The following is a 16,455-nucleotide window of genomic DNA, read 5'->3' on the forward strand; positions in this document are numbered from 1 at the left end:
GGCTCCGGGCGAATAGTTCGCCCAGAGTGTTACCCATGTCCCCGCACACCCGTTACCCATGTCCCCGGTCCATACACGGCGGCAAAGAAAAGTAGGTGCCGCCCCGCACAGGGGCGACGCGTGAAGCACGAAGGCATAACGCGGATGCCACCGCAAAGCAAAGCAAACCACCGCATCGCAAACACCCGCCACGAACGCAAAAAACCCACCAGCGTCGCAGACAAAAACCAACCCTTACCCTGCATTAACAGCCCGCGCAGCCTCCCTCCCATTCCGCCGATAAGCCCACACCAACATCAACACCCCAGCAATCACCATCGGCAGCGACAGCCACTGTCCCATGGACAACCCAAACGCGAGCAGCCCAAGAAAATCATCCGGCTCACGCGCAAACTCAACCGTAAACCGCGCAAGCCCATACCCAATCAAAAACACAGCCGACGCCGCCCCAACAGGCCGCGGCTTGCGCGTAAAAAACCACAGCACAAGAAACAGCACAACACCTTCAAGCGCGATCTCATACAACTGCGATGGATGCCGCGGCAGCATGTGATATTGCGTAAACACCTCACCGAGATGCCACTGCGCGGCCTGCGCCGGATGCGCCGCCAACCAGCCGGCGTCTTCATTCGCGGCACCGGGGAACAGCATCGCCCAAGGCGCATCGGGCGACGTCACCCGCCCCCACAACTCGCCATTGATGAAATTACCAAGCCGCCCAGCGGCAAGACCAGTCGGCACCATCGGCGCGACAAAATCGGTCACCTGCAGCCACGTGCGCTTACGCTGCCACGCGAACAAAACCATCGCGAGCGTCACGCCGAGGAAACCGCCATGAAACGACATCCCCCCTTCCCAGACCTTGAAGATGTCCAGAGGATGCGCGAAGTACCAACTCGCCTTATAGAACAGCACATAACCAAGCCGCCCACCGAGTATCGTGCCGAGCACACCATAAAACAGCATGTCGTCGATATCCTTCGGGGTCCAGCCTTGTGCCGCGACATGCGGCAAACGCAGCCGCAACCTGCCCACGACGATCGCCATGACAAAGGCGACCAGGTACATCAGGCCGTACCAGCGGACGGCCAGCGGTCCCAGATGAATGGCGATGGGATCGAAATTCGGGTGAATGTGCATCGTATCGTTATAGGGGTTCGGTAATCTGGAAACTCAAGCGCATTGGACGCGCCGCGCCGCAAAGGGTTCGCCGCTAGCCGGCAAGCACATCGGCATGAGCACGCACGATGTCGATGAAACCGGCCAGCACAGGGCTCACCTCCGCCGTGCGCCACACGAGTCCGGTCACGACGGCCGGCACGGCCTCACGCAACGGACGATACACGACGCCCGTGCGCCGCAGGTTACGCAACGATTGCGGCACCAGCGCGACGCCCATGCCCGCGGACACCAGGCTCACGATCGTCTGCATCTGGATCGCTTCCTGGCCGATGTGCGGCGTAAGGCCAGCCGCGCCGTAGCAATCCATAATGATGTCATAAAAGCCTGGCGCGAGACGCCTTGGGAAAACGACCAGCGGCGCGTCGCCCGCCTGCGCGAGGCTCAACGGCTCGTCGCGCCATTCGGCCACGCCCGCCCCGCTCGCCGCATCGCCTTCCGCATCACCTTCAATACGCGCCGCCATCTCCGTCGACATCGCGATCACCAGCGGCTCGCGCGCCAGCGGCAGCCACGACAGCTGCGACGCGTAGCGCGGCGGCAGCGGTCCGATCACCAGACCCGCATCGACACGCCCCGCAACCAGCTCGTCGATCTGCACGTCGCTGGTCGCTTCGAGCAGTTCGAGCCGCACGCACGGATGGCGCGTGCCGAACTCGCGCAACAGCGGTGGCAACAGCCCGTAATCCGCCGTCGACACGAACGCCAGCGACAGCACCCCCGCCTCGCCGCGCGCAAGACTCTGCGCCAATGGCCGCAGCCCTTCCGCGCCCGCCAGCAGCCGCCGCACATCGGGCAGCAGATCGGCGCCGACAGACGTCAGCTCGACCGAGCGCTTCGTACGCGCGAACAGTTCGACGCCCAACGTGTCTTCGAGCGCGCGGATCGCCTGCGACAGCGGCGGCTGCGTCATCGACAGCCGCGCCGCCGCGCGCCCGAAGTGCTTCTCTTCGGCGACGGTCACGAAATAGCGCAACTGGCGCAGATCGGGGATTGCAGGCAAGCTCATTAATACATTTTAAGACCTAATAGACGCTGAATAATATATTGGACATTCTTTTGCAGAAACTCCATTCTTGCCCAACGCGCCCGAACTAGACTAAAGAACCCGCGCTGGAACCGCCCAGGCCGTTGCGCCGCAAGCGGGAAGCGAGCCGATCGGCGCGCACACCAAAACAACTGGATGGAGCTCCCCATGCCGTACAACCGTCGTTCGAAGAACATCACGCAAGGCGTCGCGCGTTCGCCGAACCGCTCGATGTATTACGCGCTCGGCTACCAGAAGGAAGACTTCGACAAGCCGATGATCGGCGTCGCCAACGGCCACTCGACCATCACGCCGTGCAACGCCGGCCTGCAACGCCTCACCGATGCCGCCGTCGAAGCCGTCAAGCGCTCCGACGCGAACCCGCAGACCTTCGGCACGCCGACCATCTCCGACGGCATGTCGATGGGCACGGAGGGCATGAAGTACTCGCTGGTGTCGCGCGAAGTGATCGCCGACTGCATCGAGACCTGCGTGCAAGGCCAATGGATGGACGGCGTCGTCGTGATCGGTGGCTGCGACAAGAACATGCCGGGCGGCATGATCGGCCTCGCGCGGATGAACGTGCCGGGCATCTACGTGTACGGCGGCACCATCAAACCAGGCAAGTGGAAAGGCACCGACCTGACCATCGTGTCGTCGTTCGAAGCGGTCGGTGAGTTCACGGCGGGCCGCATGTCGCAGGAAGATTTCGAAGGGGTCGAACAGAATGCCTGCCCGACCACGGGCTCGTGCGGCGGCATGTACACGGCCAATACGATGAGCTCGTCGTTCGAGGCGCTCGGCATGTCGCTGATGTATTCGTCGACGATGGCGAACCCGGATCAGGAAAAAGTGGATTCGGCAGCGGAATCGGCGCGCGTGCTGGTCGAAGCCGTCAAGAGGGATCTCAAGCCGCGCGACATCATCACGAAGAAATCGATCGAAAACGCCGTCGCGCTGATCATGGCGACGGGCGGCTCGACCAATGCCGTGCTCCACTTTCTGGCCATTGCCCACGCGGCGGAGGTCGAGTGGACCATCGACGACTTCGAGCGGATGCGCAAGAAAGTGCCCGTGATCTGCGACCTGAAGCCGTCGGGCAAGTACGTCGCGACTGACTTGCATCAGGCCGGCGGCATCCCGCAAGTGCTGAAGCTTCTGCTCGACGCGGGCCTGTTGCACGGCGACTGCGTGACCATCACCGGCAAGACGATCGCTGAAGAACTGAAGGACGTGCCCAGCAAGCCGCGCGCCGACCAGAAAGTGATCTATCCGATCGACAAGGCGCTCTACAGCGAAGGCCATCTCGCGATCCTCAAGGGCAACCTCGCGGAAGACGGCGCCGTCGCGAAGATCACCGGCCTGAAGAATCCGGTCATTACGGGCCCGGCACGCGTGTTCGACGACGAGCAGAGCGCGATGGACGCGATCCTCGCCGACAAGATCAAGGCAGGCGATGTCGTCGTGCTGCGCTATCTCGGCCCGCGAGGCGGCCCAGGCATGCCTGAGATGCTCGCGCCGACGTCGGCGATCATCGGCAAGGGACTCGGCGAATCGGTCGGCCTCATCACCGATGGCCGCTTTTCGGGCGGCACGTGGGGCATGGTCGTGGGTCACGTCGCGCCGGAAGCGTTCGCCGGCGGCACGATCGCGCTCGTGCTGGAAGGCGACTCGATCACGATCGACGCACACAAGCTGCTGTTGCAGCTCAACGTCGACGACGCCGAACTGCAACGCCGCCGCGGCGCATGGAAGCAGCCCGCGCCGCGTTACACGCGCGGCGTGCTGGCCAAGTTCGCGGCACTCGTGAAGCCGGCGAACAAGGGCGCTGTCACGGACTGACGCGTCAGCCGTCCCACCCCGCGTGACTGACGCGGCGCAGCATCGCAGGTTGACGCAAGCAACGCTTCGATAGGCAAAGGGGCACACGGATCGCCGTGTGCCCCTTTGCTCTTATAATGCGTCCACCACGAGCCGGGCTGAGTCACCGGCGGAGACCATAATGAAATCGAAGTCGTATGCGGCATTCTTGCTGGCAGGCACTTTGGCATTCACCGGCACGGCGCGCGCGCAGGCTCCAGGCCTTGCGCTGGCGCAAAAGCAGAACTGCATGAGCTGCCATTCGGTGACGCGGCAGTTCATGGGACCTCCGCTGCATGATGTCGCCGCCAAATACGCGGCGCGCGGCGACGCCGTGGTCTACCTCACGCGCAAGATCATGGAAGGCAGCGCGGGCGTCTGGGGACCCGTGCCGATGCCAGCGAACACACAGGTCACGCAGGACGAAGCGATGTCGCTGGCAAGCTGGATTTTGACGCTCAAGTAACGCGCGCACCCACGGCTTATTTGCCGGTCTACTTGCTGGTCGTCGAATTGCCGAGTTCTTCGCGAATCGCCTCGCGCACCCAACTGAGCATTTCCGTTTCCAGCGCGAGCGCAACCTCGCGCGTGATCTGATTGACTAGCCAGGTCGTGTGATCCTGGAACGCGTCGCGGCAGCGTGCCTCGATCAGATTGCGTCCATCCCCTTTCAGATACGTCGCAAAACGGCCGCGCAAACGCTCAGCCAGCACGTCGGCATCGTAGTCGGACCTCGCCGCAGGCGCAGGCGCGTGCTCTGCCGGTGCCGTCAGCGAACTCGGCAAAGGCGGCGCGACATACTGCTCGGCCGTCGAACCCGAGCTGAACTCCGCTTCGCCCGGCACGAACTGCGCGGGCTCGCGCATCGGCGCATGCGGCGATTCGTAGATGGAATCGAGAACGGGCACATCGTCGTCAGCGTGGACAGACGGCGTTTGCGGCTCCGCTTGTACGTCGTGCGGCGCTTCATGCAAGTCTTGCGCGTCTTGCGCCGCTGCATGCTTACCACGCGCATGTGAACCTTCATGAGCATGCGAGCCGCTGCGCTTCGGCCGCTTCGCCTTTGCGTGCGGCTCATGTGGGTCATGCGGCTCATGGCCCGTCACCATCACATCGGTCAGAACGGGGATGTCTTGATCGGAAGAGTCGGAAGATTGGGACACGAAAACACTCCCTTTAAAGATCGGACGAGCCGGTTCTGCGCGAATCGGACAAGACCGCGCATCGAGCGGACAGAACCCGTCAGGCGCCCTGCTTGTAGTTATTCAGAGCATAGCCGCGATCGCGGTAGAAGCGATAGCGCTCGCGCCCCGCGGCCAGTTCGTCGGGCGCGTTGCCGACGATCTCCAGCAGGCGCTCGAAGCGCGCGAACTGCGACGGCACGGTCGCGCCCAGATTCAACAGTATCTGATGATGCGGCACGTCGTCGAGCGACGACGTCAGCACGACGGGCGTCTGCGCCGCGAGCGGGCTCGAGGCGAGGCAGTGCGGTATGAAGTCGAGTGGCGAGAAGGTCCACAACTGCTCGTCGAACGCGCGCAGGCGCGGCGGTTCGGCCAGCACGACGAGCGGCTGGCCGGCCTGATACGCCTTGCGCACGAGACGGCACGCATACTGCAGCGAATCGCCGACGTTCGAATGAAAGTCGATGCGGGTCATCGGCGATCCTGCTTCGCTGCTGAACTTGCGTTCAGCGCTTTCGGTGCGTTCAGCGCGTTCAGACTGCAACGCGTCATTGTGCAGCGCGGTCGATCAGGAACTGCGACAGCAGCGGCACGGGACGGCCGGTTGCGCCCTTTGCCGCGCCGCTCTTCCATGCGGTGCCCGCGATGTCGAGGTGCGCCCACGGATACGCTTCCGTGAACCGCGACAGGAAGCACGCCGCCGTCACGCTGCCCGCCGGACGTCCGCCGATGTTCGCGAGATCCGCGAAATTCGACTTCAGCTGATCCTGATACTCGTCGTCGAGCGGCAGACGCCATGCGGGATCAGACGCTTCCTTCGATGCATCGAGCAGTTCACCCGCGAGCGCGTCGTCCTTCGAGAACAGGCCGCTGTTGTGATGGCCGAGCGCGATGATGCACGCGCCCGTCAGCGTCGCGATGTCGATCACGGCGGCCGGCTTGAAGCGCTCGGCATACGTGAGCGCGTCGCACAGGATCAGGCGGCCTTCCGCGTCCGTGTTCAGCACTTCGATCGTCAGGCCCTTCATGCTGGTGACGATGTCGCCCGGCTTGGTCGCGTTGCCAGCGGGCATGTTTTCGCAGGTCGGAATAATGCCGACCACGTTCAGCTTCAGGCCCATTTCTGCGACGGCACGCAGCGTGCCAAGCACGGAGCCCGCGCCGCACATGTCGTACTTCATCTCGTCCATGCCGTCGCCGGGTTTCAGCGAAATGCCGCCCGTGTCGAACGTGATGCCCTTGCCGACCAGCACGACGGGTGCGGCCTTCGCGGCGCCGCCCTGGTACTGGAGGACGATGAACTGCGGCGGCTCGACAGAGCCCCTGGTGACCGACAGGAACGAACCCATCTTCAGCGCTTCGAGCTGCTTCTGGCCGAGCACTTCGACCTTCAGCTTCCAGTCTTTCGCGAGCTTCTTCGCGGTCGTTGCCAGATAGGTCGGCGTGCAGACGTTGCCCGGCAGGTTGCCGAGGTCCTTCGTCAGATCCATGCCGTTCGAGAGCGCGACGCCCTGCTTGAGGGCCACCTTCGCGAGCTTCTCGTCAGCCGCGTCGACGCTGAACACGATGCGCTTCAGCGCGCGCGTGCTGTTGTCCGGCTTGCTCTTCATCTGCGTGAACTTGTACGTCAGCTCGCGCAGCGCGACGATCGCGGCGCGCACGGCCCAGTCCGACGAGCGCTCCTTGACGGGCGCCTGAGCCAGCGTGAACGTGACCTGCGTGATCTTCGTGCCGAGGATCGCGCGCCACGCGGCGCGCACGGCGTCGCCGTAGGCCTTCTGCGTGAACGCATCCTGCTTGCCGAGACCGACCAGCAGCACGCGCGACGCGCCGATGCCCTGCACTTCATGCAGGAACACCGTGCTGCCCGTCTTGCCGTCCATGTCGCCCGCCTTGATGATGCGCGTGAGCAGACCCTTGGTGGCAGCGTCGATTTCCAGCGCCGCGCCCGACAGCGTCTGCGATTCGAACACGCCGATCACGATGCAATCCGATTTTCCGGTAAGGAACCCGTTGGTCGAGCCTTTGCTCCAATCACAGGCTTTTATGCTAAAGTCCATCGCGCTTGTCCTCGGATAAAATCTGGGCTTAGGATGAAAGCCGCAATTATCCGCTATTTTTCCCGCGGCGGCTGCACGAAGGCGTGACGGGGCTTAACCCCGCTGCCTGTCGGAGCGCGCCCTCTCCTCATCAACCATGATTTTTGAACGCTCTCTCCAGCGCGAACTGGCGTATACGGCTGGCGCCGTGTTCATGGTTCTGCTCACGCTGGTCCTGACGACGATGATGATCCGCATCGTCGGCTTCGCGGCGTCCGGTGAAATCGACCCGCGCGACGTGCTCGTGCTGATTGGTCTAACGGTCATCGGCTACCTCGCGATCATGCTGGTCGCGACGCTGTTCGTGTCGATCCTGTTCGTGCTCACGCGCTGGTACAAGGATTCCGAAATGGTCGTGTGGCTCGCCTCGGGTGTGAGCCTCACGCGTTTCATCAAGCCGATCGGCCTGTTCGCGACGCCCATCATCATTCTGATTGCCTTCTTCGTGTTCGTCGGCTGGCCGTGGTCGAACCAGCAGAGCAAGCTGATCCGCGCGCGCTTCCAGCAGCGCGACGAAGTCTCGCTGCTCGCGCCCGGCCAGTTCCGCGAATCGGCTACGAGCCATCGCGTGTTCTTCATCGAGAAGATGTCGCCCGATCAGGGCCACGTCGAGAACGTGTTCGTCACCAGCACCGAGGGCGGCAAGGTGAACGTGGTCGTGTCGAAGAACGGCCACACGGAAACGCATAAGAACGGCGACCGCTTCGTCGTGCTGGAGAACGGCCGCCGCTATGACGGCGAACCGGGCCATCCCGACTTCCGCATCATGGAGTTCGAGCGCTATGGCGTGAAAATCCAGAGCCAGCCGGTGGTCAACACGCCGACCACGACGGGCACGCCGACGCTCGACCTGTTCCGCGATCCGACCCGCCAGAATCTCGCTGAATTCGCATGGCGCGCGGGCCTGCCGTTGATCGCGATCAACCTGATGCTGCTCGCCATCCCGCTCGCGCACCAGAATCCGCGCCGGAGCCGCACGATCAATCTCGTGATGGCCGTGCTGATCTATCTGACGTATTCGAACCTGCTGAACGTCGTGCAGTCGTGGATCGAGCAAGGCAAGATGTCGTTCGGCGTGGGCCTCCTGGGGCTGCATGTCATCGTGGCGCTGGTCGTCGCGATTATTTTCTGGCTGCGGGTGCGCAACCGGCCGCTCTTCACGCGGGCGACGTTCAGCCGGTCGAACCGTCCGGCGCAGGGAGCGTGACCCATGCGTATCTATGAAAAGTATTTCGCGCGTCAGGTTTACCTCACGTTCATCTTTATTCTGTTCGCATTTTCGGGTCTGTTCTTCTTCTTCGACCTGATCAACGAGCTGAACTCGGTCGGCCACGGCAACTACAAGTTCCAGTACGCGGTGCTGCGCGTCGCGCTGCAGACGCCGTCGCGCTTCTACGAAATCATTCCCGTCGCGGCGTTGATCAGCGCGATCTACGTGTTCGCGCAGATGGCGGCGAATTCCGAGTACACGATTTTCCGCGTGTCCGGTCTCGCGACGAACCAGGCGCTGCGATCGCTGCTGAAAATCGGCATTCCGCTCGTGTTCCTCACGTACATCATCGGCGAAGTGGTCGGGCCGTACACGGATCAGTTGTCGGAGCGCGTGCGTCTGGAGGCGCTTGGCTCATCGGTGTCGAGCAACTTCGAGTCGGGCGTCTGGGTGAAGGACACGCTGACGGCGCGTGCCGACGGCGAACAGGTGACGCGCTTCGTGAACGTCGGGCAGTTGCAGCCGGACGCGACGATCTCGAACGTGCGTATCTACGAATTCGATTCGAAGTTCCGTCTGTCGAACGTGCGCATTGCGAAGTCGGGCAAGTATCAGCCGCCCGGCCACTGGCTGTTGACGGACGTCACGGATACGCAGCTGATCGACGTCGCGCAGGACGCCAGCAAACCCGCTGATGCGTTGAACCCGGTGTATCGCGCGAAGCAGGTGACGTTGCCTGAATACTCGCTGCGCTCGGAATTGACGCCGCAGATTTTGTCGGTGCTGCTGGTCGCGCCGGAACGGATGTCGATGTTCAATCTGTTCCGTTATATCCAGCACTTGACCGAGAACCATCAGGACACGCAACGGTATGAGATCGCGCTGTGGCGCAAGGTGCTGTATCCGTTCGCGGTGTTCGTGATGCTGGTGCTGTCGCTGCCGTTTGCTTACCTGCACACGCGCGCGGGCGTGGTTGGGGTGAAGGTGTTCGGCGGGATCATGCTGGGGATGAGCTTTCAGCTGTTCAATACGCTGTTCTCGCACATCGGGAATCTGAATACGTGGCCAGCGCCGTTGACGGCGGCGACGCCGGGGTTGATCTATCTCGTGCTCGGGTTAGTCGGCCTAAAATGGGTTGACCGGCATTAGGCTTTTCTTCCTCGCGGGGCGATCGGACGATGGGTGCTCATGGAATTGTGCTGTTCGCGCATGGGGCGAGGGACGCCCGCTGGGCTGAGCCTTTTGAGCGGCTATCTGCACGTTTGCGGGAATTGCGCGGCCCGTCGGCGGGGCCCGTTTCGCTCGCGTTTCTCGAACTGATGACGCCGGATCTGCCGGGTGCTGTGGCTGCTCAGGTCGCAGCAGGGGTTTCTGTTATTACCGTTGTGCCGGTTTTTTTTGGGCAAGGTGGGCATGTTCGGCGAGATCTGCCGGTGATTCTGGATCAGTGCCGCAGCGCGAATCCTTCCGTTGAGATTCGGTGTGCTACTGCTGTTGGCGAGGACGCCGAAGTCATTGAGGCGATTGCTGGGTATTGCCTGCGGCAGGCTTTGGTTTGAGGTTGGTTTTTGGTTGTCTGCGACGCTGGTTGGTGGTTTTGTTTTTTCGCTGGCATCCGCGCTATGCCTTCGTGCTTCAAGCGTCGCCCCTGTGCGGGGCGGCACCTACTTTTCTTTGCCGCCGCAAAGAAAAGTAGGCAAAAGAAAGCGGCTAACACCGCCAACCCTTCTTCCTGCCTGAGGGCCCCCAACCGGTCCCTCGCTTCACACGGCAACCACGTGACTCATGTTCGTTGCCAACGCTCTTAATTGACGCCTCACCCGCTTCACGCACCCGCAATGCGGCACGCCGTGCCAGATATTCCAACGCCGCCCAGGTGGCAAACTGTGTGTAGGCCCTTGTGCTCCACACGCCTCACTGCGGACCGACAGCGCACGCATGCCACGTTGTAAGAGCGCTACCCTATACGACGCGACAACCTACACACAGTTTGCCACCTGGGCGGCACATACCATTCGCTGCCTCTAGCCCGTGCACGGGTATTTGAAGCGGGTGAGGCGCTCATTTATAGCGTTGGCAACACACGCAAACAAAGACGCCGCCGTGTGAAGCGTGGGACCGGTTGGGGTCCCTCAGGCAAACACAAAGGCTGGCGGTGTTAGCCGCTTTCTTTTGCCTACTTTTCTTTGCGGCGGCAAAGAAAAGTAGGTGCCGCCCCGCACAGGGGCAACGCTTGAAGCACGAAGGCACAACGCGGATGCCAGCGAAAAGTCAAAAAAACCGAACCGCTTGCGCAGCAACCACCGTAACGCGGATGCCAGCAAAAACATAAGCAAACCACCCAAAGCGTCGCAGACAAAAAACTTCACTTCATAGCGTCGAACACGATCCCCGCAGCTTCGGCAACAACCTCATCACGCGGCAGCGTCTGTTTAGGCGTCACGCCAGTGAAATAGACAGCGATAACAAAGGGCGCCGCCGAAGGCGGATACACAACAGCCACATCGTTAGCCGTACCGTAATCCCCGCTCCCGGTCTTATCGGCGACCAGCCATCCAGAACCCGGCAAGGCAGCCCGAATACGCGCTGCACCCGTCGCATTCCCAAGCATCCATGCCTTCAATTGCTCCCGCTGCTGCGGCCCGAGCACATCATCGGCGAGCAGAAGCTTCTGCACATCGAGCATCATCGCTCGCGGCGTCGTGGTATCCCGCATATCGCCCGGCACGGACGCATTAACCTCGGGCTCCCCGCGCAACAAATCAAACCACTCATCCCCAATCGATAGCGCGAACTGGTTCAACACTTCCGGCCCGCCGACAGCCGTCAGCAACAGATTAGCCGCCGTGTTATCGCTGTGCTGCAGCGCCGCGGCACTCAGTTCACCGATCGTCATGCCCTCGCCCGCGCGCCGCTTCGTAACAGGCGAGTTCGCGACGAGATCGGCGTCACCGTATCGAACACGCTCGTCGAGCAGACTACGTTCGGCCATGCCGCGCTTCAAAACCAGCGCAACGACAAGCAACTTGAACGTGCTGCACATCGGAAACCGCTCCGACTCGCGATAGCCGACATACGACCCATCCGCCGTATTGAGCGCGGCGACACCAAGGCGCCCACCGCTCGACGCTTCCAGTTTTTCGAACCGCTCGCGCGCGGCGAGATTGACCGAGACAGACGAAGCCGGCTGCGCACGCGCGCCGATCACGGGACCGGCCGCAAGCGCAATCAGTAAAGAACGACGCAAAGAAGAAAAAGGCATGAGTCCAGTTTGAATGCAAAGCGAAAGGAAATCTTAACGCAACGCACGTGCCTGGCTCGATGGCGCGCGGAAAAGACAATCGGCCGCATTCACTCTCGCGAATGCGGCCGATCAATAGAAAACAGCAGCAATGGAACCTTAAGCGACTCGCAACTCAGGCTGACCTTGCTCCACAGCCGACTCAGGCTCGCTGTGCGCGACCCGCTCGGCAAACGCGTCGCCAATCATCAGCAGCGAAGGCTGCGACGCGTCGAGCCACAATTGCGCATCGCCAGCGGCAAGTCCATCGAGCGTCAGCGTCAACATGCGCTCGCGCGGCGTCGAACATGCTTCGACAATCGCGACAGGCGTCGAGCCCGGACGGCCCGCGTCGACCAGTTGCTGCGCGATCTCGGGTGCGCTGTCGCGGCCCATGTAGAAAACCAGCGAATCCGCGTTGACCTGCTCGCGAATCTCGGCGGAATCCGGCGCGCGGCTGTGCGTCGCGAGCGCCACACTGCGCGACACGCCACGCAGCGTCAGCGAACGTCGCAGCGATGCCGCGCTCGCCAAGGCCGCCGTAATGCCCGGCACGACTTCATATTCGATGCCTGCCGCTTCGAGCGCGCGCATCTCTTCATCGGCGCGGCCGAACAGCATCGGATCGCCGCCCTTCAACCGCACGACGACGCCATGCTCGCGCGCGGCATCGACGATCTGCTTGTTGATGAAGTGCTGCGCCGTCGAGCGCTGCCCGCAACGCTTGCCCACCGCGATCTTGCGCGCGTGCGGCGCGTAGTCGAGCATCGTCGGCTCGACCAGCGCATCGTGCAGCACGACATCGGCGAGTCCCAGCAGCCGCGCGCCGCGAACCGTGATCAGGTCCGCAGCACCTGGCCCCGCGCCGATCAGATACACCTTGCCCATTTGCTTGCGCTCCGTCCGCTTCAAGACGTCAGGCGGACACAGAACGGATCATGCCGGCCGCGACCGTATGATGCGTCGCTTCGTCGATCAGCACGAAAGCGCCCGTGCCCGGATGCGTGTCGTACTCGTCGGCGACGATCGGCTTTTGCAGCGTCAGCGACACGCGGCCGATATCGTTCATCGCCAGTTCATGACGGTCCGTCGCATGCGACAGCGTGTGCACGTCGAGCACCTGCTGGATGCCGCCGATGCGCGCGAACACCGTGCTCGTGGTCTGCTTCAGCAGATACTTGCGGGCCGTCGACAGCGGCGTTTCGTCGAACCAGCACAGGTCCGCTTCGAGCTTCTTCGCCGGTTGCACGACACCCGTTGCCAGCACGAACGTATCGCCGCGCGACACATCGACGTCTTCCGCGAGGCGAATCGTCACCGTCTGGCCCGCGAATGCGCGATCCACTTGCGCCGTGCCACCCGGCACGGGCGCGATGATTTCAGCGACAGTCGCCTGACGGTTCGCCGGCAACACGACGATCGAATCGCCGAGCTTCACTTCGCCCGATTCGACGCGGCCCATGTAGCCGCGGAAATCGTCGGCCTGGCTGCCGTCCTGACGCGCCACCCATTGCACCGGGAAACGCAGTCCCTGATGCGTCGGCAATTCGACGGGCAGCGCTTCGAGCAAGTCGAGCAGCGGCTCGCCCGCATACCACGGCATGCGCTCGCTCGCCGTCACGATGTTGTCGCCCTTCAGTGCCGACACGGGCACGAAGCGCACATCGGCGAGGCCGAGTTGACGCGCCAGCGTGACATACGCGTCGCGGATCTCGTTGAAGCGCGCTTCGCTGTAGTCGACGAGGTCCATCTTGTTGATCGCGACGATCGCATGCTGCAGGCCGAGCAGCTTGACGATCGCGCTGTGGCGCTTGGTCTGCGGCAGCAGTTGCGCGACGCCGTCCTCGAACGTGACGCGCGTCGCGTCGACGAGAATGATCGCGGCGTGCGCCGTCGATGCGCCCGTGACCATGTTGCGCGTGTACTGCTCGTGGCCCGGCGTGTCGGCGATGATGAACTTGCGTTTCGCCGTCGCGAAGTAGCGGTACGCGACGTCGATCGTGATGCCCTGCTCGCGCTCGGCTTCGAGGCCGTCCGTCAGCAGCGACAGATCAATTTCGTCGCCGACCGTGCGCTTGTTCTTCGCGCGCGACAGCGCCGACAGCTGATCCGACAATACGGCCTTGCTGTCGTACAGCAGGCGGCCGATCAACGTGCTCTTGCCGTCGTCGACGCTGCCAGCCGTGATGAAACGAAGCACGCCGAGGTCTTCAGGTTGATGAATGCTCATAATCGTCTTGCCCCGTGTGCCTTAGAAATAACCTTGTTTCTTGCGCGTTTCCATCGCCGCTTCCGACGTCTGGTCGTCCATGCGCGTCGCGCCGCGTTCCGTGATTTCCGTCACGGCCGTTTCGGCGATGATCTTTTCCAGATCGTCCGCATCGCTTTCAACGGGGCACGTGCAGCTGATGTCGCCCACGGTACGGAAACGCACCACCGCCTCTTCGCTCGACTCGCCTTCGCGGATCGGCGTGATCGGCGTCACGGGCACGAGCAGGCCATTGCGGCGCACGATCTCGCGCTTGTGCGCGTAATAGATGGACGGCAGTTCGAGGTTCTCGCGGGCGATGTATTGCCACACGTCGAGTTCCGTCCAGTTCGAGATCGGGAACACGCGCAGATGCTCGCCTTGATGCAGACGCGCGTTATACAGGCTCCACAGTTCCGGGCGCTGAGCCTTCGGATCCCACTGGCCGAACTCGTCGCGGAACGAGAAGATGCGCTCTTTCGCACGCGCCTTTTCTTCATCGCGGCGCGCGCCGCCAATCATCGCCGTGTAGCCGTATTGTTCGATCGTTTCCAGCAGCGTGACGGCTTGCGCGGCATTGCGCGAATCCGTCTCGCGGCGAAGACGCACGGTGCCCTTCTTGATCGAATCTTCAACGTGGCCCACCACGAGTTCCGCGCCGATTTCCTTCGCGCGGCGATCGCGGAAGTCGATCACTTCGTCGTAGTTGTGACCCGTGTCGATATGCACGAGCGGGAACGGCAGCTGCGTCTTGCGGTTCGCGCCGAGGCCGAACGCCTTCAACGCGAGCGCCAGCACGACGACGGAATCCTTGCCGCCCGAGAACAGCAGCGCGGGCTTGCTGCATTCGGCAACGAGTTCGCGCAGGATGTGAATCGACTCTGCCTCGAGCCAGTCGAGATGGTCCATCCGGTTCGCCGTGACGTTCAGCGGGTTGACAGTGGAATCGAGCGTCGTGCTCATGTTCAGGTCCTTCGTTGGTTCGTGTCGCATGATCGGGTTCTCTCCAGATGTGTGCGACACGAGAAGATTCAATCGAAAATCTGTTTCTGCGTTCGCGTGCGGCTCAGTGGAGCGGTGACGCGTTTTCTGTGATCACCGTGACGGGGATTGTCGTGATGTGCAGCCCGCATTCCTTCGTATCGCGCGACTCCCACCACCAGCGCCCTGCCCGGCTGTCTTCACCGGGGCGCACGGCGCGCGTACACGGCTCGCAGCCGATGCTCGGATAGCCGCGCGCATGCAGCGGATTCACGGGCACGTCGAACGCCTTCAGGTAAGCCCATACATCGGCTTCCGTCCAGTCGGCGAGCGGGTTGTACTTGCCGATATTGCGAGCGTGATCCTGCTCTTCCTCGTGCAGTTCCGCGCGCGTCACCGACTGCTCGCGACGCTGGCCCGTCACCCACGCGCCGACTTCGGACAACGCACGGTTCAGCGGCTCGACCTTGCGGATCTCGCAGCAGCGCTTGCGCAGATCGATGCTTTCGTAGAACGCATTCAGGCCATGCTGCGCGACGTATTCATCAACGGCATCCGCCAGCGGATGAAACTGCTCGATCTCGTAGCCATAGCGCTCGCGCACGCGGTCGATCATGCCGAGCGTTTCCGCATGCAGACGGCCTGTGTTCAGCGAAAAAATGCCGATCTTCACGCCGCGCGACAGAATGGCGTGCGTCAGCAGCATGTCTTCCGCCGCGAGGCTGCTCGCGAGCTTGACCTTGTCGTGACGCTGCGCGATCGAATCGAGCAGCACGTCCAGACGTTCGATCTTCGCTTGCAGTTCAGCCGTGATGCCCGTTGCGCTCGTCATACCGACGCCTTCTGCGCGGCAGCGGCCGCTTCGCGATGGCGAAAGAGTGGCGAAGGATCGTCGAACGCACCTTGATACTGGACAGTGAATTCGGTGAACGCCTTCAACGCGTCGTGGATGTCCTTGTCTTCACGCAGCGCGTACGCGTTAAAGCCGCAACGTTCGTAGAAGCGAATCTGGTCGCGCAGCACGTCGCCGATCGCGCGAATCTCGCCCTTGTAGCCATAGCGCTCGCGCAACAGACGCGCCGTGCTGTAGCCGCGGCCATCGCGGAACACCGGGAAATCCACGGCGATCAGCGCGATCTTGTCGAAGTCCGCGACGATATCGGCGGGTTCGCTGTCCGGCGCGAGCCACACGCCGATTTCCTGCGCGCTGCGCGAGGCCGTCAGTTCGTCGCGCGACGCCTGCCACAACGCGAACGGGACGATCACTTTGCCAGCCGGCAACGCGCCGACTGCGGGCAACGTGCCGTCTTCGGCTGCGCGGACTACCGTGAAGTCGTCGTTGACGATTGCGCGGTCCTTGATAATCGATGCCATCTGCTAATCCTTG

Annotated in this window: 16 protein-coding genes; 5 read left to right on the forward strand and 11 right to left on the reverse strand. The window is 62.6% G+C overall.

Annotation, left to right across the window (positions count from 1 at the left end; genetic code table 11):
* Nucleotides 1–234 precede the first annotated feature (234 nt).
* Both lgt and SB822_RS37155 read right to left on the reverse strand, forming a co-directional pair.
* Nucleotides 235–1,140, reverse strand: a complete 906-nt coding sequence (gene lgt / locus SB822_RS37150) for a prolipoprotein diacylglyceryl transferase (RefSeq protein ID WP_410856929.1) — start codon at nucleotides 1,138–1,140, stop codon at nucleotides 235–237.
* Nucleotides 1,141–1,213: 73 nt separating this feature from the next.
* Complete coding sequence (locus tag SB822_RS37155; protein ID WP_410856930.1) at nucleotides 1,214–2,188, reverse strand: LysR family transcriptional regulator; 975 nt, start codon at nucleotides 2,186–2,188, stop codon at nucleotides 1,214–1,216.
* A gap of 186 nt (nucleotides 2,189–2,374) precedes the next feature.
* Between SB822_RS37155 and ilvD the strand changes: the two genes are divergently transcribed.
* Nucleotides 2,375–4,048 carry a dihydroxy-acid dehydratase gene (ilvD, locus tag SB822_RS37160; RefSeq protein WP_410856931.1) on the forward strand — a complete coding sequence of 558 codons (1,674 nt, stop codon included), beginning with the start codon at nucleotides 2,375–2,377 and terminating at the stop codon, nucleotides 4,046–4,048.
* Between the two features lie 160 nt (nucleotides 4,049–4,208).
* Entirely contained in the window at nucleotides 4,209–4,532 is a 324-nt protein-coding gene (locus SB822_RS37165; protein ID WP_007582497.1) for a c-type cytochrome, read from the forward strand.
* A 28-nt stretch (nucleotides 4,533–4,560) separates the two neighbouring features.
* On the opposite strand, the gene SB822_RS37170 is transcribed toward SB822_RS37165, so the two are convergent.
* The 3 genes from SB822_RS37170 to SB822_RS37180 form a co-directional block, all read right to left on the reverse strand.
* Nucleotides 4,561–5,229: a DUF2486 family protein gene (locus SB822_RS37170; protein ID WP_410856932.1), complete on the reverse strand. Its 669-nt coding sequence runs from the start codon at nucleotides 5,227–5,229 to the stop codon at nucleotides 4,561–4,563.
* A 79-nt stretch (nucleotides 5,230–5,308) separates the two neighbouring features.
* Entirely contained in the window at nucleotides 5,309–5,725 is a 417-nt protein-coding gene (locus tag SB822_RS37175) for a DNA polymerase III subunit chi (RefSeq protein WP_042316918.1), read from the reverse strand.
* A gap of 73 nt (nucleotides 5,726–5,798) precedes the next feature.
* The gene (locus SB822_RS37180) at nucleotides 5,799–7,310 is read right to left on the reverse strand and encodes a leucyl aminopeptidase (protein WP_410856933.1); all 1,512 of its coding nucleotides are present in this window, start codon (nucleotides 7,308–7,310) and stop codon (nucleotides 5,799–5,801) included.
* A 136-nt stretch (nucleotides 7,311–7,446) separates the two neighbouring features.
* On the opposite strand from SB822_RS37180, the gene lptF reads away from it, so the two are divergent.
* From lptF to SB822_RS37195, 3 genes are read left to right on the forward strand one after another with little or no spacing between them, the layout of a single operon-like run.
* Entirely contained in the window at nucleotides 7,447–8,556 is a 1,110-nt protein-coding gene (gene lptF / locus SB822_RS37185) for an LPS export ABC transporter permease LptF (protein ID WP_410856934.1), read from the forward strand.
* 3 nt (nucleotides 8,557–8,559) lie between these two features.
* Entirely contained in the window at nucleotides 8,560–9,708 is a 1,149-nt protein-coding gene (lptG, locus tag SB822_RS37190) for an LPS export ABC transporter permease LptG (RefSeq protein WP_007582462.1), read from the forward strand.
* A 29-nt stretch (nucleotides 9,709–9,737) separates the two neighbouring features.
* A complete protein-coding gene (locus tag SB822_RS37195) occupies nucleotides 9,738–10,118 on the forward strand; it encodes a sirohydrochlorin chelatase (RefSeq protein WP_410856935.1) in 381 nt (126 codons plus the stop codon).
* Nucleotides 10,119–10,924: 806 nt separating this feature from the next.
* Here SB822_RS37195 and bla read toward each other — a convergent pair.
* The 6 genes from bla to SB822_RS37225 form a co-directional block, all read right to left on the reverse strand.
* Entirely contained in the window at nucleotides 10,925–11,821 is an 897-nt protein-coding gene (gene bla / locus SB822_RS37200; protein WP_410856936.1) for a class A beta-lactamase, read from the reverse strand.
* A gap of 138 nt (nucleotides 11,822–11,959) precedes the next feature.
* The gene (gene cobA, locus SB822_RS37205) at nucleotides 11,960–12,727 is read right to left on the reverse strand and encodes a uroporphyrinogen-III C-methyltransferase (RefSeq protein ID WP_410856937.1); all 768 of its coding nucleotides are present in this window, start codon (nucleotides 12,725–12,727) and stop codon (nucleotides 11,960–11,962) included.
* 28 nt (nucleotides 12,728–12,755) lie between these two features.
* On the reverse strand, nucleotides 12,756–14,072 hold the full coding sequence (locus SB822_RS37210) for a sulfate adenylyltransferase subunit 1 (protein WP_176133901.1): 1,317 nt from the start codon (nucleotides 14,070–14,072) through the stop codon (nucleotides 12,756–12,758).
* Between the two features lie 18 nt (nucleotides 14,073–14,090).
* Nucleotides 14,091–15,050 (reverse strand): sulfate adenylyltransferase subunit CysD, encoded by a 960-nt coding sequence (gene cysD / locus SB822_RS37215; protein ID WP_007582452.1) that lies wholly within the window; start codon nucleotides 15,048–15,050, stop codon nucleotides 14,091–14,093.
* Between the two features lie 103 nt (nucleotides 15,051–15,153).
* A complete protein-coding gene (locus SB822_RS37220; protein ID WP_410856938.1) occupies nucleotides 15,154–15,900 on the reverse strand; it encodes a phosphoadenylyl-sulfate reductase in 747 nt (248 codons plus the stop codon).
* A complete protein-coding gene (locus tag SB822_RS37225) occupies nucleotides 15,897–16,442 on the reverse strand; it encodes a DUF934 domain-containing protein (protein ID WP_410856939.1) in 546 nt (181 codons plus the stop codon). Before SB822_RS37225 ends, SB822_RS37220 begins: the two co-directional genes overlap by 4 nt.
* Nucleotides 16,443–16,455: the final 13 nt, after the last annotated feature.

Origin of the sequence: Paraburkholderia sp. SIMBA_054 (genome assembly GCF_046534875.1) — a bacterium.
GTDB classification, from domain to species: domain Bacteria; phylum Pseudomonadota; class Gammaproteobacteria; order Burkholderiales; family Burkholderiaceae; genus Paraburkholderia; species Paraburkholderia hospita.